Annotated in this window: 17 protein-coding genes and 1 pseudogene; 6 read left to right on the top strand and 12 right to left on the bottom strand. The window is 40.6% G+C overall.

Annotated elements, in window-relative coordinates; translation table 11 throughout:
* Positions 1 to 32: 32 nt before the first annotated feature.
* From MKI79_RS07225 to MKI79_RS07240, 4 genes are all read right to left on the bottom strand, one after another.
* On the bottom strand, positions 33 to 1,751 hold the full coding sequence (locus MKI79_RS07225) for a bifunctional protein-serine/threonine kinase/phosphatase (protein WP_241571440.1): 1,719 nt from the start codon (positions 1,749 to 1,751) through the stop codon (positions 33 to 35).
* A 160-nt stretch (positions 1,752 to 1,911) separates the two neighbouring features.
* Positions 1,912 to 2,721 (bottom strand): formate/nitrite transporter family protein, encoded by an 810-nt coding sequence (locus MKI79_RS07230; protein WP_241571441.1) that lies wholly within the window; start codon positions 2,719 to 2,721, stop codon positions 1,912 to 1,914.
* A gap of 248 nt (positions 2,722 to 2,969) precedes the next feature.
* Positions 2,970 to 4,676: an AAA family ATPase gene (locus MKI79_RS07235; protein WP_241571442.1), complete on the bottom strand. Its 1,707-nt coding sequence runs from the start codon at positions 4,674 to 4,676 to the stop codon at positions 2,970 to 2,972.
* Between the two features lie 394 nt (positions 4,677 to 5,070).
* Positions 5,071 to 6,246 (bottom strand): helix-turn-helix domain-containing protein, encoded by a 1,176-nt coding sequence (locus MKI79_RS07240; protein ID WP_241571443.1) that lies wholly within the window; start codon positions 6,244 to 6,246, stop codon positions 5,071 to 5,073.
* 164 nt (positions 6,247 to 6,410) lie between these two features.
* Here MKI79_RS07240 and exaC point away from each other — a divergent pair, with 164 nt between their 5' ends.
* A complete protein-coding gene (exaC, locus tag MKI79_RS07245) occupies positions 6,411 to 7,922 on the top strand; it encodes an acetaldehyde dehydrogenase ExaC (protein ID WP_241571444.1) in 1,512 nt (503 codons plus the stop codon).
* Between the two features lie 70 nt (positions 7,923 to 7,992).
* Here exaC and MKI79_RS07250 read toward each other — a convergent pair whose 3' ends face one another.
* The 8 genes from MKI79_RS07250 to MKI79_RS07285 all read right to left on the bottom strand — a co-directional run bounded on the left by MKI79_RS07250 (position 7,993) and on the right by MKI79_RS07285 (position 18,347).
* Entirely contained in the window at positions 7,993 to 9,552 is a 1,560-nt protein-coding gene (locus MKI79_RS07250; RefSeq protein WP_241571445.1) for a hypothetical protein, read from the bottom strand.
* 39 nt (positions 9,553 to 9,591) lie between these two features.
* Positions 9,592 to 11,994: a DUF6160 family protein gene (locus MKI79_RS07255; RefSeq protein WP_241571447.1), complete on the bottom strand. Its 2,403-nt coding sequence runs from the start codon at positions 11,992 to 11,994 to the stop codon at positions 9,592 to 9,594.
* Between the two features lie 28 nt (positions 11,995 to 12,022).
* On the bottom strand, positions 12,023 to 12,694 hold the full coding sequence (locus tag MKI79_RS07260; protein WP_241571449.1) for a hypothetical protein: 672 nt from the start codon (positions 12,692 to 12,694) through the stop codon (positions 12,023 to 12,025).
* A gap of 13 nt (positions 12,695 to 12,707) precedes the next feature.
* Complete coding sequence (locus MKI79_RS07265) at positions 12,708 to 14,582, bottom strand: hypothetical protein (protein ID WP_241571451.1); 1,875 nt, start codon at positions 14,580 to 14,582, stop codon at positions 12,708 to 12,710.
* Positions 14,583 to 15,108: 526 nt separating this feature from the next.
* Entirely contained in the window at positions 15,109 to 15,768 is a 660-nt protein-coding gene (gene adk, locus MKI79_RS07270; RefSeq protein ID WP_241571453.1) for an adenylate kinase, read from the bottom strand.
* Between the two features lie 129 nt (positions 15,769 to 15,897).
* The gene (locus MKI79_RS07275) at positions 15,898 to 17,214 is read right to left on the bottom strand and encodes a hypothetical protein (RefSeq protein WP_241571455.1); all 1,317 of its coding nucleotides are present in this window, start codon (positions 17,212 to 17,214) and stop codon (positions 15,898 to 15,900) included.
* A 47-nt stretch (positions 17,215 to 17,261) separates the two neighbouring features.
* Positions 17,262 to 17,786: a hypothetical protein gene (locus MKI79_RS07280; RefSeq protein WP_407651591.1), complete on the bottom strand. Its 525-nt coding sequence runs from the start codon at positions 17,784 to 17,786 to the stop codon at positions 17,262 to 17,264.
* Between the two features lie 147 nt (positions 17,787 to 17,933).
* Positions 17,934 to 18,347, bottom strand: a complete 414-nt coding sequence (locus MKI79_RS07285; RefSeq protein ID WP_241571457.1) for a putative signal transducing protein — start codon at positions 18,345 to 18,347, stop codon at positions 17,934 to 17,936.
* Positions 18,348 to 18,721: 374 nt separating this feature from the next.
* Between MKI79_RS07285 and MKI79_RS07290 the strand changes: the two genes are divergently transcribed.
* The 5 genes and pseudogenes from MKI79_RS07290 (at position 18,722) to MKI79_RS07310 (ending at position 20,797) form a co-directional block, all read left to right on the top strand.
* Entirely contained in the window at positions 18,722 to 19,180 is a 459-nt protein-coding gene (locus MKI79_RS07290; RefSeq protein ID WP_241571459.1) for a hypothetical protein, read from the top strand.
* Positions 19,159 to 19,305: a hypothetical protein gene (locus tag MKI79_RS07295; protein ID WP_241571461.1), complete on the top strand. Its 147-nt coding sequence runs from the start codon at positions 19,159 to 19,161 to the stop codon at positions 19,303 to 19,305. Before MKI79_RS07290 ends, MKI79_RS07295 begins: the two co-directional genes overlap by 22 nt.
* Before the next feature lie 89 nt (positions 19,306 to 19,394).
* Positions 19,395 to 19,706: a hypothetical protein gene (locus MKI79_RS07300; protein WP_241571464.1), complete on the top strand. Its 312-nt coding sequence runs from the start codon at positions 19,395 to 19,397 to the stop codon at positions 19,704 to 19,706.
* A 15-nt stretch (positions 19,707 to 19,721) separates the two neighbouring features.
* A complete protein-coding gene (locus MKI79_RS07305; RefSeq protein ID WP_274619073.1) occupies positions 19,722 to 20,240 on the top strand; it encodes a sterol desaturase family protein in 519 nt (172 codons plus the stop codon).
* Positions 20,241 to 20,321: 81 nt separating this feature from the next.
* A pseudogene (locus tag MKI79_RS07310) lies at positions 20,322 to 20,797 on the top strand (hypothetical protein).
* Positions 20,798 to 20,823 lie beyond the last annotated feature (26 nt).

The following is a 20,823-nucleotide window of genomic DNA, read 5'->3' on the forward strand; positions in this document are numbered from 1 at the left end:
GATTCTTAAATGAAGTTAAATGTTATTCGGCTTTAAATAGGTCGCCACAGCAATGATAAAACCAGTAATAAAAATAAAATCCCACTCAAAGCTTGCCAAAACTTTACAGGATGACGCTCAATCAAACTCGGCTTTTTTGCACCTAAATATTGCGGATTTGGATGCTTAAGATCATAGATAAATTCAGAAATTTCTTGATAGCGTTGCTGAGGCTGTACGCTTAATGCTTTTTCTAAAGTGGTATCAAGCCATAACGGAATCTCTTCGACATAACAAATCGCAGGGATATATTTCAGATTTTTCAGATCCTTTTTAGACTTGGCTTGCACCACAGCTGTGCCATATGGCAATTGTCCTGTTAGCATATAATAAGTCATCACTGCCAAAGCATATTGATCAGCTTGTGTACCAATCAAGCCACCAACGAGATATTCAGGTGCAAGATATGCCATTGCGCCAAATGGTAATTCGTCTTGTGCAGGTGCAGATTCTTTGAGCCCAGCGACTTGCGATGCACCAAAATCAATGATTTTAATATTCGAAAATTCATCAATCATGATATTTTCTGGACGTATATCTTGATGCAAGATTTCTAGGCGATGCATGGATTGTAGCCCTTTGGCGACTTGCTCGATGATGCCTCTGACTTTGCCAAGTGGTAATGGCAGGCCTTGATCAATCAACCATTGCTTTAAGGTTTGACCTTGCACGTATTCCAAACATTGATAACGATAATGTCGTGGTCGTGTCAGAGTGTACGCAGAAAGCACATAAGGACTTTGTATGCGTTTTGCCACCCATTCCTCAAGCATGAATTGCTCAATTAAGCGTTGATCTTGCTGAACCTCTACCGCAGGGACTTTCAGTACGCACTGCGCATGATTGGCTGTATCGGTTGCTAGATATAACCGACTACGATGGTTTTGGTGCAGTTCACGGACGATTTCAAACCCATCAAATTGCATTTTTGCTTTCAGTTCAGGTACATCAGCGAGTTGTTGTGTCGCTTGGTGACTTTCAAAATCTTCTTGTGCTGCAAGCTGTTTGATTTTGATGACTTGAATACTGAGATTATCATCACTGCCCTGTTCAAAGGCATGTTCGACGATGAGCTGTGCGATCTGATCTAAGTCTGCATCTAAAGCTAAAAATGCTTTGAGCTTTTCGGCTTCAATAAACTCATAGACACCATCGGTGATGAGTAGAAAGATATCATCGACATAGATTTGATGATTTTGATAATCCACATCGACTTTTGCACTGACACCGAGCGCACGACTGAGATAATTTTCCTGTTGCGAAAGCCAGACCCGATGATCTGTGGTGAGTTGTTCGAGTTGTCCTGCTTGCAAGCGGTAAATCCGACTATCACCGATATGAAATAGATGCGCAAATTGACCTTTTAAAACCAATGCGCTCAGCGTACAGACATAGCCACGATCTTTATCATAACGATATTGGCTTTGCCGAGTTTGTGCATAGAGCCACGTATTGGTTGCGTCTATGACACGTAAAGCAGAGGTTTTTACCGTCCATGTTTCAGGTGTGGAGAAATAATCATTGAGAAAGCTACTGACGGCAGTTTTACTAGCAATATGACTGACATTGCTACTGCTAATCCCATCAGCCAGTGCAACGGCAATGCCTTTAAGCTTTCTTAAATAGTTTTGCGGTATGGATGCAGCGTGAAAGTCCTGATTTTCAGCTTTACGACCTTGATGTGAATATTGCCCAATCTCAATCTCTAACACGTCGCACCTTTATTGTTAATTTTTAAAATGAATATTGCACTGCTCATACATACTGGCAGCGCACCTAATTAGTGCACCGCCAGTAGAACCAAATCACTCAACCTTAAAATTTTCAAAGTTCAATATTCTAAGATCAATATTCTCAGATCAAAAGAATTGCTTAAAGTTGACGATTCGGTGCAGTACGGACATGCGTGCTATATAGCGTCAATCCTGTGAATGCCAAGCCACCGACCAAGTTCCCCAGTACTACAGGGATTTCATTCCACAACAAATAATCCATGATTGAGAAATTGCCTCCCATAATTAATCCTGTAGGGAATAAGAACATATTGACCACTGAATGCTCAAAGCCCATGAAAAAGAACAGCATGATCGGCATCCACATCGCAATCACTTTACCACTGACTGAAGTCGAGACCATCGCACCGACTACGCCAAGCGACACCATCCAGTTACACAACATGCCACGAATAAAGATCGTCAACCAACCAGCTGCACCATATTCCTTATAGCCAAGCGTACGATCTTCACCAATATGTGATAGTGCTATACCCACCTTGTTCGGCTCAACGGAAAAACCATAAGTAAAAGTAATCGCCATCAATACAGCAACCGTCAATGCACCTGCAAAGTTACCGACAAAGACCACACCCCAATGCTTTAAAATCCGTGGAATCGTCACCCCAGGTCGTTTATCTAGCCATGCCAAAGGTGTGAGTACGAAAACCCCTGTGAGCAAATCAAATCCCATCAGATACAACATACAAAAGCCCACTGGGAATAGTAATGCACCCAATAATGGCATTCCTGTCGTGACTGAGATCGTCACAGCAAATACCGCTGCCAATGCCAAAATAGCACCTGCCATATAAGCTCGAATTAAGGCATCTCGTGTCGCCATATAAAGTTTTGATTCACCTGAATCAACCATTTTTCCTGCAAATTCGGATGGAAGAAGATACGACATGCTTTGCCCCTTATACCAATGACTTGATATGAATCTAAGATCAAAAATCAGAAAAAAAGCACCTTAAGCATTTTTCAGCCTAAGGCGCCTTTGCCTAATTTTGATGTTGTTGTGAAGTTAGTTTTGAGCGCCATTGCTCACCACCCCATAACAAGCAAACTTTATGCCATCATTAAATATATCTCCTCAAAACTCATTCATCTCAAACCATTTAAAAAGACCAAACGACACAAATCACACCACAAAAATCAAGCAACAAAGATCAGTGCCACACGCACCTGTTCATAGCCTAAACCTGTTTCACTGACCAATGGACGTAGCTTGACACTACCATCATCGTTCAGATCATCGGCTTGATTGCGCTTTTGAATTTTCTTATAGGCTTTGCGTACTTTTTCTAATTCATCTTCTTCAGGGCGAATCCGCTCAACGTCGATACTGCCTGCTTTGGCGAGTTTGGATAAATGATTAATCACTGTGGATTTGGTCAATTGACGCTCTGAAGCAATGTCTTCGATATCATAATCCGCCTCATACAAGGCTTGAGTTTCTGCCAAAGTATCACTGCTATAGCTTCGCTTTTGCCCCTGTAGCTTCTTCTCTAGTCGTGCAATTTCATTCGGATTGGTAATGCCACCAGTACGACGAATAAACGCTTCATGCTGTTTACTCAAATCAAGCTCGGCAAAATGTTGCTCTGCTTCATCAGACAGCTCTTTAAAACGAGCATCTGCTTTCACCGCCAAACGATCTAGCACCAAAGCCAGCGGATTAAAATCCAGTAATTTTAAACCTTCAATCGACTTGAGCCTTGACAATGCCACATAGCCCTGACCATTCTCAAAAGTCCGTGCAAGATCAATTTCAGCACTTTCAAGCGTCATGCCCTGACTTTTATGAATGGTGATCGCCCACGCAAGGCGCAGTGGAATTTGTGTCAAACTTGCGAGGACTTTACCCTCATCATTTTCGATCGACCATTTTTCTGCTTCCACCGCAATCGAAGAGCCATCATTGAGCCGAACCTGTGGCATCATGCCCAGCTCTTCGTCTTCGATAAAGCCAATCACCTCGCCGATACTGCCGTTGACATAGCCAAGATCGAAGTTGTTTTTGACAAACATCACCTTTGCGCCTTTTTTCAGGATCAACTGCTCTGGACAACGTACCGAAGATTTTAAGGTTTCTAATAGTTTTTCATTGCCCTCAAGCACTGCATCAAAACGATGCATCTTTTGGCTAATGGTGTCGAGCTGTTGTTCGTTGATGCGATCGACATCGAGATTATGCGTATACAGCCGAGTGACGATCTCTGTGTCGTGCTCTTGATGCTTGGTATTGATCAGGGTTTGAATCTGTTCATCACTCACCTCTTGGCGACGGATCGCATTGAGAATTTGATCTAAGACACTATCCGACTGACGATGTTGTTCGCTGAGATAACACACTCGAAACTGAGCTTGCACCCAAGCCTCAGACATAAACGCAAATTTATCTCGATTCAATTCATCATTTTTCCCCACAGGAGGTAGTTGAAAAAAATCACCCGATGCAACCACTTGAATCCCACCAAACGCCTCTGCTGAACCTTTGAAATACTGTAATACTTGATTGACTAGATTGAATTGTTTGGCATGCAACATTGAAATTTCATCAATGATTAAGACTTGTACTTTTTCCAAATGCTCACGCAAATATTTGCGCTCTTTCATGCGCTTGAGATCATTTTCAGTAAGCTGATCTTTAATGCCAATCCCTGCCCAAGTATGAATGGTCATCCCGTTCATATGCGTGGCGGCGATGCCAGTTGATGCGGTGATCGCTACTGGGATTTTGCGTGCTTTAAGATACTGAATATATTGATTTAAGGTATAGGTCTTCCCTGCGCCTGCGGAGCCTGTGAGGAATACATTTTCTCCAGCTTTGAGTAGTTTTAATGCGGTATCTTGTTTCATCGTTAAGTCTTAAATCAAAAATATAAAATGGCTTAAAATCGAATTCATGCTTAGTGTAGCCGATCTCAACAGCGATGTGGTGATAGATGTACGATAGATCAATTTCACGAGCACATAAGTCCATTCATTTTAAGAAGTTTTGAAAAGTAGGTGAAAGGTAGGTAGATGAATTTCCATTGACTACATAAAATGAGCTCAAGTATCGATGCTGAGATTTGATACTTACTCCCTTTTTTTGGAAATATTAGCACCCCTGATATTTCCTTTTTTTTGCCCCAAATTTTTAATGCAAGTTTGTGATTTAAAGTTTATTGATTATAAATCGTTCTTTTTAAAAATTTAGATATTATCATTTTTAGAATCACCATTTTTAGAATCATCACTTTTAAAATAATTACTGATCCTGCATACGTAGCAAGCTTTGTTGCATCGGATGATCTTCAGGTAAAAGTTCCATCAATCGCTCAACAGCATCAATCGCATCAGGAAAATGGGACAAATGTTTGAGTAGCAAATCTTTATCATCAATTTTAAAAATCACCTCACTCATTCTCGATTCGATACAATCACGCCAAGCCGTCAGGAAGGGACTCTCCGTTCGTGGTAAAAATATCCCCAGATACAGCTGTAATGCACTGTGTGAAGCGCCTTGATCCAAGGCTTCTTCCAACTCGATAAAGTCTGCATCGACATCGAGGAGTAGACGATAAGGACGTGAGCCGAGCATACCACCGAGCAAATCACGCAGTTGTGACATTTCCGCTTTCAATGTACCCATGCTCACTTTGCGCTCACCGTACAAAGCCTGATGCAACTGATCCAAACTCATCCCTTGCTTGCACAATGTCAAAATCGCAATGATCTCAAACTGGCGTGGACTCAAATTCAACGCTTTGCCTTGAAGTTGCGCTTTTGTACGACCAAAACAGCTGAGTTGTAAATGTTGCTTGGTTTGTTCTCGCAATGCACCTTGTAACATCTGCGCACAACGTTCTGCAGCAAGTATCCCCAAACTATTGTGCTGATCCCACGTAGTGGATAAATCCACCACACCAAGCACTTGCCCAGTGTTGGGATGATAGATCGGCGCTGCATAGCACACCCAATCTTGAATCGCATCCAAATAATGTTCATTAGAAAAGACACAGCTGGATTTGCCTGTATATAGCGATAACGCCAAGGCATTGGTGCCGACCATATCTTCGCCCCACTGTCCGCCTTGAACAAAATGTACATTCTCAGATGCGCCTTGCATATGTCGACTCGCCTCGACCCAGCGAATCTGTGAAGATTGATCTGCCACTGCCAGCACCATCGATGATTGATGGGCAATGTCTTTTAATTGCGTTGCACATTGATCAAGTGCCTTATCCAGTGCTGACACATTTTCTGACACTTTAGCCAAAGGTGCAGCCTGCAAACTACTCACGATTTGTGCCTTGGTTGAACGCTGCCACGAATACTGGATCGTATCAGCCGCCAACTGATCGTTGGTATCATGCAGCAAACAATGTTTTTTTAATTTTTCAATCGCCCTACGTCGTTGATTTAACTCTTTTTTAAGTGACATATTGAGGTCCTAAACTTGGTCGAATTTATCCCTACCTTTTCCCTACCTAAGATTGCTTAGGCTAATCCAGTGATCCACTGTATCTATACATCGAAAGCCGTATATACAGTATAGGAGTGGTCATAGAAGATATACAATGAACTTTAGTCAAAAGGATGTGAATCATGCGCTACGCTGACCCAAATACCGAAGGATCAAAAATCCAGTTTAAAAAACAGTACGACAACTTTATTGGTGGCAAATGGGTTGCTCCTGTTAAAGGAGAATATTTTGACAATATCTCTCCTGTCAATGGTGAAGTATTTACCCGTGCACCACGTTCAAGTGCAGAAGACATCGAACTTGCCTTAGATGCTGCACATGCTGCCAAAGCCCAGTGGAACAGTACCTCACCGACCATACGCTCGAATATTTTATTAAAAATCGCCGATCGCCTAGAGCAAAATCTTGAGACCCTTGCCGTTGCAGAAACATGGGACAACGGCAAACCGATTCGAGAAACTCTCGCTGCTGATATTCCACTTGCGATTGATCATTTCCGCTATTTTGCAGGCTGTATCCGTGCGCAAGAAGGTGGCATCTCTGAGATTGATGAAGATACGGTGGCTTACCATTATCATGAACCGCTTGGCGTGGTCGGTCAGATCATTCCGTGGAACTTCCCAATCCTCATGGCTGCATGGAAACTTGCTCCTGCGCTTGCAGCAGGTAACTGTATCGTGCTCAAACCTGCTGAACAAACCCCTGTAAGTATTCTGATTTTGGCTGAGTTGATTCAAGATTTGCTACCCGAAGGTGTATTAAATATCGTCAATGGCTATGGTGCAGAAGTCGGTCGCCCACTGGCAACTAATCCACGGATTGCAAAAATCGCCTTTACAGGCTCAACCCAAGTCGGTCAACTGATCATGCAATATGCGACTGAAAACATCATTCCAGTGACACTTGAGCTTGGCGGTAAATCACCAAACGTCTTCTTTGCCGACATTATGGATCAGCAAGATGACTATCTCGACAAAGCGCTTGAAGGCTTTGCGATGTTTGCCTTGAATCAAGGTGAAATCTGCACCTGTCCATCACGTGCATTGGTACAAGAAAGCATTGCAGATCAATTCTTAGAAATGGCCGTAGAGCGTGTCAAACGCATTAAAACAGGTCATCCATTGGATACCGACACCATGATCGGCGCACAAGCCTCTCAAGAGCAACAGGACAAAATCTTAGGTTGTATCAATACTGGACGTGAAGAAGGTGCGCAGATTTTGACAGGTGGTGAAGCACGTAACGAAGTCGGCACTGGTTTTTATATCGAGCCGACCATCTTCAAAGGCAATAACAGCATGAAAATTTTCCAAGAAGAGATTTTCGGACCTGTACTATCTGTTGCAACCTTTAAAGATTTCGATGATGCCATGAAAATCGCCAATGATACAATTTACGGCTTAGGTGCAGGTGTCTGGGCACGTAGCGGAAATACAGCGTACCGTGCAGGTCGTGCAATCCAAGCAGGTCGGGTATGGACCAATTGCTATCACATCTACCCTGCGCATGCAGCATTTGGTGGCTACAAAAAATCAGGTATCGGACGTGAGAATCACCGCATGATGCTCGACCATTATCAACAAACCAAAAACTTGTTGGTGAGTTATTCGACCAAGCCTGCTGGATTCTTCTGATTTATCGGAAAATCAAGTACAAAAAAGCCGAGAAACTTCTCGGCTTTTTCACTTAAAACAACATGTCAACTTAACAGAACTTCAAGTTACCCCAACAGTTCGAAACAACAGCCTGATGGTTATCAAGTGGTAGGTTTTCCAATGTAAGCACTGCTGGCTTACCAGTGACATCAATATTACCTAATGGTTTATAAAGTGGTAAACCAAAGGCTGCATTTAATGCTTCACCAAAGTCTAGATGAATCTCCCCTGCTGGAGTCGCTAAGTAATTAGTAATCAGCGTTGCAATTTGTGGGAGCACATCTTGCATTGAAATCCTTTCTGTTGGATTTAATGCTCCAAAATCCAAAGGATCTTGGAATGACATCCACCACCCTCTTTGCGCAATATCATCACTATTAGCGCCTGGCCATTTTATACTTTCTTTTTGTAGGGACAAATAACCACCTGACTCGATTGGTAGATTGTGTACAAGGTTAAAGTTTTGTTTAACTGTTACATTGGCTTTCAGATTAGTGATATATGTACAGGCATTAGGAGCATAAGCATTACTACTATTTACGCACCCCATCTGACCAACAGGAATACCTGCATTGCGTAGATTATTATTCCATGTCTTCTGTTGTGCAGTTAGACCACATGATGCCGCTGTTGCAGATATCGCACAATCCTTAACAGTCCATGAGTTACTACCTTCTTCACCCATATAAAAAGTTGAATTATTAACCCATAAAATTGGATCAACAAGTCGCATATACAGTGCACCATCTGCTGCAGAGATTGCAATTGGGTTAATCGGGACACCCTCTACAACGAGATTAAGTTGTGACATACGATTACCCTGAATCGTTGTCTGAGGAAATATAAAGTTTACAGCCTGCTCAGCAACCTTCGTCCCCCATTGCGTACCAGAGGGTGGCGATGCACCTCCATTCATACCTTGAACATTAGAAAATACTGAGGATGAACCTAAGTCTGTATCAACTTGTGCATAGATCATTTGATCATAGGTCTTACCGAATATCGAAGCTTCCGTCCGTGATGTGACAGGGGTATTTGCAACCTGTAAGTAACCACTAAAGCTCTTGATCCCATCCGTAGTAGTCTGCCCAGATCCCTTATTTTCTATACCAGCAGTGAGCAATCCACTGATTTGATCTGCACTCAAACGAATACCTGATACTTCACGTAATGCAGATGACGTTGGATTTCGAATCGCAAACTCAATAAAAGGGTTGGTAATTGTAGCACTACTAGATGCACGACCATTATCCCATTGCGGTGTACCATCTGCCGCATAGGAGTCTGGCAATCCACTCAGTGCGACATTTTCCATATCAATATCACATGCACCCGCACCATTTACACCACCACAGCCAAGCTGTAGGTTTCGAATATTGGCATTGATTTCAAGCTCACCTTCCAAACCAAGTTTGTAAAAACCAAAGTCTGTAACACTATTTGAAGCGCCTGTTGGGGCAGTATAGCCAAGATTGAGTAGAGCCTGACCTTCAGCTTCTGACATTTCTTCATCTGAAAGCGATTGTAAACCAGACTTTGCAATCACAGCTTGGCTTGAAAGTGCAAATATGCAACTAGCCATTGCCGTGATTTGAATTATTCTTTTCATCTCTATCATCCTAATACTTAATTTCCTTCTTAACTTCCATTAGTTCCTTGGGGTGATGTTCATTTCTACACCCAAACGACCACCCGTCATAACCATCTCACCAAGACGTTGACCACGATTATTAGTCGCATTGAGTGGTGGATAAAAGTTAATATCTTTTACTCGGAAGACATCACTTGCCTGACGATATGGGTTAAAGTCAAAAGTATAGTTAAAGCCCACATTATCCTTGTTAACTTCAATTGCGTTATTAAAACGAATCAAACCCGACATATTATCAAATCCAATCATTGATCCATCAATCGGGTCACTAATCTGTATTGTTCCTTGTTGCAAGTCATACTCACCAACAATAGAGAGTTGATTTCCATTTGTTGCGGAAATCTGATTATTTGGGATCAACGCAAAATTCATATCACCCAATAGCTTTACTTTCAAGCCAAGTAACACATCATCTGGAAGACTAAAATTAGTCACAGGTATCAAAGCCCCATTGGTTTTATTCGTAGCACCAGGTAAATATCCTGCAGCAATTTCTGCAGCCATCACCATAAGTAAGTTTGGTAAATGCATATTGAAGTTACCATCTTCAAAACCTACACTTCCCGAACCACTCAGTAACATATCAATATTGCGTAGGCCAAAATAATATTCATTTGGGGTAATACCATTTGCTAGATTACCATCTCGATCACCACCATCTATGACTAAAATTGACGTCGTTTTTGAACCATCGTTATTACGCCCTTCAACACTCATCGCTAATGAAAAGCCTAACCGCTCTGAATTTGACACTGCCGTTTTGGTCACTGTATCTGTCGTATTATCTAGCCCAAATACATCTCCAGTATACTCTGTAGAGTACATCGCCATATTCGCATTCAAGTTATAAAATGGTAGTCCTAAACCCCATTGGTTTTGCTTACCTGCATTAGCCCCAATGGCATTGCCATTGCTTACACCGCTACTAGAAGTAAACCGTCCACGCTTTGATAATGCTTGAAACTCAGCACCACGGATTGCAAGAACCAAACTATACGGATTCACACTTAAATTATGAATTTGTTGGATATAATCATTTGCCTCGGTAAGGTATGTATTTGTTGTTCCACCAAAACGAGATGTGCGAAGAATCGTATTTTCAGGTAAAGTAAGATGTTTCGTATTTGCCACATTAAGATAAATATTTCCACTATCAAAATAAGCTCGGTCAGTTGAGTTAACAACTAATGGCTTTAACTCACCAAACTCAAAACCAAACGTATTGGTACCTGCACCACCTATCTCAAGTGTCGTCGCTTTGGAGTCATCGCCCCCAAGCATTCCATCACCACTCGCCGTGAATTCACCACGAATACGAAGCCCAATACCAGAAGACCCCATGACTGTTGCATCCGCACCAGTTGCAGTTGGAGAGGCTTCAGTTGCAGCACTTGCAAAGCCAAGTACATTATCACCCGCACCTAATCCGTTGGCATTCACACCACGCACTTGCACAGCTCCATTGACAATACGACCACTCGCACCAACTCGAATCAAACCTTTTGCATCAGCTGTTGAATATACAGGAGTCGTTGGATCCACTTCGGCATTTGTCTTAGTCATAAACTCCAAATTAATACCAGAACTTGTTCCGCCGTATGTACCATTCGTAGCCCCAGTTTGATCTGGGTCCGTCACTCGCTCAAAATCAACATAACCATAGGTTTCATTAGGAGCTTGAGCCTTTGAAGCAGATAGCGAACCTACATTGGTATTCAATACAAATCCTTTATCATCATCAATATAGGCAACACCCTTTCCAAAGAAATTAAAGTTAGTATTTTTCAATATCAATTGATTGTATTCATCAGCAACTGCTGTAGCTAATCCCATATAAATATTGATGTTTTGCAAACCCAGTTTTAGCTGTGCCTGTGCATCTTTATTAAACAGACCATCCGTAGTCACCAAAGCGATTTGCAAAGGTGAGCCTGTTTGCATCGCAAAATTACCAAGACTTGCATTACATGAAACTGTCGGTGTCTGAGCACAAAGCTGAAAGCTACCTATAGACACTGTTGCTGGTTGCGATGTAATTTTCAAATCAATACCAGCTTTATCATTAGCATCAGAGCCTGTATCAATCTCGTATGTTGCCCCAAGACTATAATTACCTGATTGATAGCTTTGATTCTTCTGAATTTTGACATCATTTGCCACAGCACGTAACGATTGTTCAGAATTTCCTGCCGTACCCGCCTGATCTTCCCAATACAGCTGGTCAATTTCTATTTGTGAATATTCTGTTTGTAGCGCAATACCATCTTGACCGTCGACTTGTCTTAGGTCTTGATCTTCAAGTGCCTGTAACGCAAAGGCAGATTGATGCGCAAGCATTACACACGATACCAGTGCAGTGAATGCAAAAGTACGCTTTGTTTTATGATGATCTATTTTCATTGTTTTTCCCTTCATCCTTGCAATCTAATTAACAACGTGGATGACCACCACAACCAAAAACCTTGATGTTTCCATCAATTGCTAAATTCCCATGCATATTCAGACCGATAAAACCTTTTTCCCGACCTGTCCCTGTTAATGGGTTATTTGCATCAAATGCCCCATCTGCTGCTGTATACTTTGTCGCATGCAAGTAGCCTGGACCAACTTCATTTGGCCCATCATCTCGCTCCAATGAGAGCGACTGAAAACCAAAATTACGAATGTGTATCGGGAAATTTTCATCAAAACCGAGTTGTATTGCAGCTTTCACACTATTATCACTAAACTGAATATCTGTGGCATCTAACATCAACTTTTGTATATTGATCGTACCTTGTATGCCTTTGAATACAAGCCATTCTTTTCGACCTGTAGTCGATGGTGTCCGAACACCAGTTGTTGCATCTATAGTATCCAGACTTCCATCATGATAACGATTGTTTAAGGAAATCCCTAAACGACAATATTCCAGTTGGTTTGCTGGGCATACTGAGGTATCAAAAACAGCATTAGCTGTATGGTTTAAAGTCAGCTTAAGTGCAATATCAGCACCAGCTTGTGCCTCAACATGATGTAGTTCACCATCATCAAGACTCTCTAGCCCTGCAGTTACTGTAGCAGAACAAGTGAGCAAGCATAGAATCAAATATTTATACATGGTTTAACCTTCCTTAGTTCAAACCAGTGGTTGTAAATTTTAAATGTTGAATCAACACACCATCAATCACAGCAGAACCTAAATTATTATCTATACTTCTAGGCGTTACATTCAGTGTATTTGTAGCAGGCACATTCGTGACAGACTTATAAATCTGCCCATTGGTATTTTGCGTATATTTTGTATTGGCGATTTTATTCCACGCACTCCACCCTCCCCAACCACCATTACAATTTCCCAAAATGTTTGTATTACACGTCCGTGTTGCTTGGTAAACTTGCTTGTAGCTTTGCGTATTGTTTGCAGAAAGCCCTGTTGCATTTTGCATTTCACCAAATGAGATACCGATCGCATCCGCACCCTTGTGTGCAGACAGCGTATTTGTTGCCGCATCATATACCGTTGACCCAATCGTAATACTACTATGCGTCGCATCAGAACCTTGATAATCCACCCCAGCAAAAGACTGCTCCGTACCACATTGGTGGACATTACAGGTGGAACCTAAATATGTTGGATCCGCTCCCGAGTAATCCGTATAGATTTTCTTATAGATATTGGCTTGATTAGGGATACGAGTCAACTCCATAGAGAAGTTGCTACCATCATCCGTATTAAAAATCAGTGGCTGATACAAACTACCTAAGACGAGATTGGCATTCAGACCATAAATATAAATACCGTCAGATGTTCCAGACGAGCTTGTTGCATTAAATACTGGTGCATTACCTCCAAACGCTGGAGAGCTACCTGCATTCCCAATCTCCTGAGTACCGATTTTAAGCACACTCGGCAAGGATGCTGGTTTCGACCAACTATTGGTTGCTGTAGCAGTGGTGGTAATGGTACGAAAACCCTCTCGAGTCATACAGTGTTCAGAGTTATTAGCGCCTGACTTACCGTTGTTATTTGTCGAAGAACCACAAATATTATTACCAAAACCACTCATATTTAGTGGAAGATATGAAGTCGTAAAATCCGAACCTGAATAGTTATTGGCAAGTGTATTTGGATTTGTGATCGTTGCGCCAGTACCACCGCTAGATGCCGATCTAGAAACAGCCCCCTGAACAATCGTTGCACGTAGATTAGAGGTATCACCTGAATTAATGCGAATTAAACCTGCCATACCCAAAGTTTTATTATAAGAAGGATCTAAGCCTTGGGTCATATTGGCTGAAGTTACACCATCTAAAGTACTAAATACCTTAAGATTACTACCATTAACACTAAAGCCATCAAACGCAACATTTAAACGCAACCGATTACTCAATCCCGTTTCTGTATTTAAGACTTCCGCAACATTTGAATCATGTTGATAAGCATCAAGCCACATATTCATTTTTAAATTATAAGCAGATTGAGCATCAGAGTTCGCAACATCTACTTCATACAATGGCGCTTCAAGTGTAATGTATGGCACTGTATTATTCGTATTCCCCGCAAAGTCAGGCACTCCAGTTGCGGTCACTGTTTTAATCAACCATGGATTGTCCGCACTACCCCAAGAGTCTATAGCACGACCAAATGATGAGCCCCAATTTGCAGCTGTACGATTGCCACCATAGTTTGCAGCCGATTGAGAAAGTGACAAGCCATACAAATACACATCAGCTTTTTTAAAACCATCTGCTTGAGCATCTGCTGAAACAGGACCAACTGGAATTAACCGAATATAACCTGTATCCAAAACGCCAGAACCAGTATCACTCGCACCATTAAACCGCATAGAAAAATCTTGAGGTAACAATGCAATCCCTTCACCTGTTGATTCCGCTAAATCTTCTTCATCAAGTTTTTCTAAAGCATAAGTGGTCGAACATGTTGCAATATAAATTGCAACACAAATCGCAGATAACGGAAAGATTTGGCTCGCGCTTTTGATCATGTGCTCATCCTATCTCGATGCATCTTGCATCGTCATTTCATCCTAATGTGATGTTTAGTTGTTGTATTACATCACTATTACTAACTTTGGCAAAAAACCATTACGCCCAGTTCACACCATTTATATTATGCGCAAAAAGACAACAATTACCACCTTTATTTTGTGAAAGATGTCATATTTTGCCACTTATCGAATAGCTTTAATATTTAAAAACAATAGCTTAAGACAAGCACTCCACTTATCGAAAAGTTTACTCATATTTATGAGTCAATTGACCAAAAGTTCACGATCACTTTTGATCAGACTGATTTGCATCAGATTCATGTGTACTTGCTTGTTTTTGCGCATGTTTTAGTAGCCTTACGCTCATAACAAATAGCCCAATCAATATAATAATTGCAGCGATGAGTAGTAATATCACCATAAACTTCATTTCTACGACCTTATTCAATTACTTGAGAAGTAGCTAACAATTTAGCATAAAAAAAGCTCCATCAGAGGATAGAGCTTTTTATATCACTTGCAATTACTTCGATTGATCTAAAATCGCAAATAAATTTTCCTGCACTTTCTCGATAGGATCTAAGCCGTTAATTTTGTTATACGTTGCGGCATTTGCTTCTTTCTCTGCACGCTCTTGATAGAAACCTACCAATTGTGAGGTTTCAGCATGATAAGAAGCAAGACGTTTACGAATGGTTTGCTCTTGATCATCTGGACGCTGTACAAGATCTTCACCTGTTTCATCATCCTTACCTTCAACTTTCGGCGGATTATAAACAATGTGATAAACACGTCCTGAAGCAGGATGCTGACGACGCCCTGAAAGACGTTGCACGATTTCTTCATCTGGTACATCAATTTCGATTACGTGATCGATGGTAATACCTTCTGACTCTAGTGCTTCAGCTTGTGGAATCGTACGTGGGAAACCATCAAAGATGCAACCATTCACACAATCAGGCTGAGCAATACGCTCTTTCACCAAGCCAATAATCAACTCATCAGAAACCAAACCACCATTATCCATGACAGACTGTGCTTGTTTACCAAGTTCTGTACCTTCACGGATAGCTGCACGTAGCATATCGCCTGTAGAGATTTGTGGGATATTGTAGCGCTTACAGATCAACTGAGCTTGTGTACCTTTACCTGCTCCAGGTGGTCCTAATAAAATAATGCGCATCTTAAACATCCTCATAAATAAATCTAAATCAAATGATTTATACAATCATCAAAAATTAACACAATCATCAAATATGAAAAGAATTGACGAAATTCAAAAATTTTAATCGTGGCTAGTGTAGCTCGAAGGCTATAAAAATGCCACAAATAAGTGAATCAAACCTGCACCAAAACCAGTCACACCACCAAGCACAATCAAAATCCACTCATCTTCATGAAAAGCAGGTCTTAACAGGTTTTGAAACTCTTGTGGTGTCAACAATCGAATCCGATCTCGAAACATGGTGAAAATCTTTTTCGCCCGACTTTCATTAAAGGCTGGGTCACTCACGGGTACCATCGTAATTTCGATTGAACGATCAATCAAGTCAGACTTTAGTTTGGCATATTCTGTCGGACCAATGGATATTTGCAAAGAAGTCCTCACCAAAGGCGTTTCCATAATCTCGTTAATATGGCGTTTGATAATACGACGTGTTTTGTGATTACGCTTACCGTACATCATTTCCGTCATGATTGATTTCAGGGTAATTAAGTCTGCCGTTACCACTTCTGAAAAGACAATCGACACCTCGTCCTGACGCTTCATAAATGCGCCTTGGAAATTATAAGTCCCAATACGAGGAATCACTGGACGAATCCACGGAAACTTCAAGCCCTCAGTCCGTGTAAATAATTGAGGAAACTTAATTGGGTGAGGGTTTACAGGGTTAAAAACCATCCAAATTGCAATCCAGTTGGTTAGGAAACCCCAAATGGCAGCAAAAAATGGCACCGTCCAATGCTCTGGCACAAAGACATAAACAAACATTTGGAAAATACCAAAAAATGCACCGATCAATGCACTAATATGCCAAATAAAATTAATCTCTTTTTGACCAACTTTAAGGAACATTTTGACCATAAGCTTACGGTCATTTTCCATTTGGTTGACCACCATACTACGCATATCAACCAAATTTTCGACATTATAAGTCAGTTCAGTCACAAGTTCTTTCAACACATTTGGCATTTGCTGATGTGCCTGAGAATAGATACGTCGCTTAATTGAATAAGGTAGATTCTCCCAAAGTACTGCTCGGCGCTCAAGCATCACTTCATCAATCAAATGCTCAAGCTCAAAACCTACTTGCTCACCAATCATGCGAGCCATTTCTTCAGGATCCATTGCCTCAAGAAATTCTTTCAAAGAACCAAGCTTTGACAATGTATTATCAGTAATAATCCCAGAAATTCGACCTGCTTTACGTGGCACAATTCCCTGCCAACCTACTGGCAAAGGACCGAGGTGGAAGCCCCAAAAATGGATCGGGTAAAATACCATTTTAAGCGCCATCCATACATGCGCCCACGTCACAAAAGACGTTACAGGAACAATGCTCAAGATCGCCCAAAAATCAGGTCGATTACTAAAATCCTGCCAAAGCTGGGCAATTTGATCTAACATCTACCGCTCACACTCAAAAAATGAATTTATTCAATCGCACAACTATTCTAGAAAGCACCAAAGCTTAAGCTATAGGCGAATTGTAACTGCGGTTCCATTTCCGCTTCGCTACCATTTTTTCCCTCAATCTTTTCAGACGCACCAATTCCTAGACTAATAGTACTAATTCGATTCGCATCCAACATTACATATGCCAAATCCAAACCAGCACCTAATCGAGTAAATGTTTCACCTTCTAACTCGATACTATCAAGATGCCCCGCATAAATACCGAAATAATAACCATTTTGATCAGTTCCAGTAAAATGATATGGTAATCGAAAACCAACTTGTACGCCTGGCTCGTGATCATCATTAATAAATACACCTGCTTTTGCATAGGCAATGCCATAAGGATTCACCCATTCAAAATTACCATGCAATAGTTTTTGACTAATACCAGCACCTACATAGCCAGACTTTAAGCTTGCCGTAGATTCTGTCAATTTTGCTTCAGGTAAATAATCATCAATATGCGCATGCGCAACCCCGATATTACTTAAGGCACACAATGCTAATAGATAGTTTTTCAATTTTTATCCTCGCTTTTTCCATAAAGCTTTACATTAAAATTTGATTTTTTCGAGCTAGTAAGTGAATAGCTCATACACAAACAGACTAGACTTTAGCAGAAAAGAACTGTGTTCCAAAGTACTTATTTGACAATTCAAGTGGTCAATTTAATCAAAGTCATTTCTAGCTTTAAAAAAATGATTACATTGCTGGCACAGGTAACCATGATCCACTTCAGATAAGGGAAATCCTAAAAGCATAAATAAAATATAAGCAGTACGTTTCCCTTGAGTGTGTGGAGTAACATGATTACTTTGACAATGTGAACAATGCAACTTCTCCACGCCAAACTCAAGATCCATATCATCACTAAAATCTTGTTCAAGCAATTTCTTAGCCTTTTCAAAATCACGCTCTAAAACGAACAACCTCACACCACCCAGTGCATTGGAATACAACCAATCCATATTGATTGTATGTTCATTATCCATACGAGAATCTATGCCAACAGCATACAGTTGTGATTTCGCAATTTGTGCTTCATATGGAAAAGAAAAACTTTGAACTGAGACCCATTTCATTTTTACGGCCTATCCTATATCTCAAAAAAAACAACCTGAAAAAATTCTAACGCTTGAATCTCCTATTCAGCTCAAAATGGTTAGAATCACATTTATTTAATAAACGACAAACAAAGTGTAGTGATTTAAAAAACCTTGACAACAACCACCTCAAGCGACTTAACTAATCTCATTCAATACAAGCAATCAAAATTAAAATACAAATTATGGCAACATGGATAGGACAACGAGCAATTGGATTCGGTTTCGGAGCCTTTTTAGGGTAATCTGGTCACAATCAGGCTCATCAACATTGTGCACATCAATTAACCATAGCAATTGAACCAACCCATACCGTTCAGGTTCTCTCAAAAAACAAACTATATGATGCACTAATGCTATTCATTCCTGCCAATGTAACTCACCAGTTGGTCGAAGGCTCTTATCTCTCCATCTATATTGCCCCTTATCACCCACTAGCCAGACGACTTAATGCACTACTTAATGAACCAACTAACATCACACAAATACCACCGCCCATACAGCAACAACTCACTCAAAGCTTTATCGCCAATGCCTCCTTAGACCAAATCATATTTCAATTTTTAGATTTATTGGATGTTCCATCCAGACCACAACTATCAAACAAACTACAACATATTTTAGAGTTACTTTTCACTGGTGTCTTACAATCAAATATCCCAAATCGCCAATATTTAGCACAAGTCGCAGGATTATCAGAAAGTCGTTTTTCTCATTGGTTTCGCGAACAAAACAGGATTACCTTTGCGAAGTTATCTAAAATGGTTGCGCCTTGTGTGGACTTATCCAAATGCAACAAGGACAGGTTTTAGTGGATATTACGTATCAAGCTGAGTTTTCTGATCAAGCACACTTTACGCTCACTTGTATTGAATTATTTGGTGTACGTCCTTCTGATCGCATGGAAATTAAAGAACCTATTTTCTTTATTCAATAAATCAGATAAAAAACCAATAGCTGTTTTATTCAATTTAACTTAGATATTACGTCCGTATAGTGCGTATATGTACATCTAAGGAGAATATAATGCCATCACTCATTAAATCGACTATTCGATACGCAAGTTACCCTGTCATTATGGGGTTAAGCACCTATGCTTTACTTGAGGTCGCATCATGCAAGCTTGACTACTGGCCATACACACCATTGATTGCTGCTACAGGAATATTTATAGTTGCAACTCTAGAAAAAATCCAACCCTTTGAAGAAAAGTGGTTAGAAGACCATCAAGACACTATCGTTGATATTTTACATGCTACATTTAGCATCGGTATGATTTTTCTCACAGCTGAAATCATCAGAACCTTTCGCCACTTTGTCAATATACCTGTGATTTGACCAACAGATTTTCCGATCTGGTTACAATTCCTTTGTGCAGGTGCAATTATGGATTTTGGATTATGGTATATGCATTGGCTAAGTCATAAGAAACAGTTTTTATGGAAATTACATGCTCTACATCATAGCCCAGAACGATTATATTGGCTTAATGGCGAACGACGCCATCCTTTAAGTGCACTATTAATGGCAGGTCCAGGAATTCTTTGTGTGACACTAATGGGCGCACCGGCAAATGTCATTGGCGCATCGATGGGCTTAACTGCTATTCATCTTGCATTTCAACATGCTAACTTAGACAACTCTTTAGGTATTTTTAAGCATCTATTTGGAGTCGCAGAAATTCATGGTTGGTATCATAAGCATGGTTTTGGTCGAAAAAATCTTAGTGAATTTTTGATGATTTGGGATCATTTATTTGGCACTTATCACTATGAACCACAACCTGTCAATACTGGTCAAGTTGGACTAAGAACTACCATGCCAAAAACGTATCTCAAACAACTTTTTGGGCATTTTCAAGCAAAAAACTAATATTCAACCTTCTGTTAAAGAGCATAAAATATGACATACCATCAATTTCAACAGGATCTCAATACTGCATTAGAATCCTAAATACTTGGCGAACAAGTTTTTCAAAGTGCATCGAAATATAGTCGTTCGGCTGACTAACAGCAAAAATGGAAATATTTAGCACAATTAGAAACCCAAACACTGCACAAGTTGCAAGAATTCTTAGTTAAACAAGGACAAAATGCATCTAGTAGGGCGCATATCAAATTTCAAGCTCAAGTTACAGGCATAGTGATGGCAAAACTACCATGGAAAGTCAAAATGTACTTGCTTAAATGTGGCACTCAACCATTTATGCTTAGTTTTGAACGAATTAATCTACATGCAGATCAAAATACACAAGCGTTTTTAATTACTTACTCGCTCATGAAAAAGCATTAGCAGAATTTGCGATTAGAGAGTTAAAAGGGCAAAAGAAAACTTCACTAGTGCCTGTATTAGCATTATTAGATAATCCCTATCCAATAAAAACCCCCCACCTTTTGGTGGGGGGTTTTGAAATTAAAAGCTGGCGATGACTTACTCTCACATGGGTAACCCCACA

It is taken from the genome of Acinetobacter sedimenti (assembly GCF_022601685.1).
Classification (GTDB): Bacteria; Pseudomonadota; Gammaproteobacteria; order Pseudomonadales; family Moraxellaceae; genus Acinetobacter; species Acinetobacter sedimenti.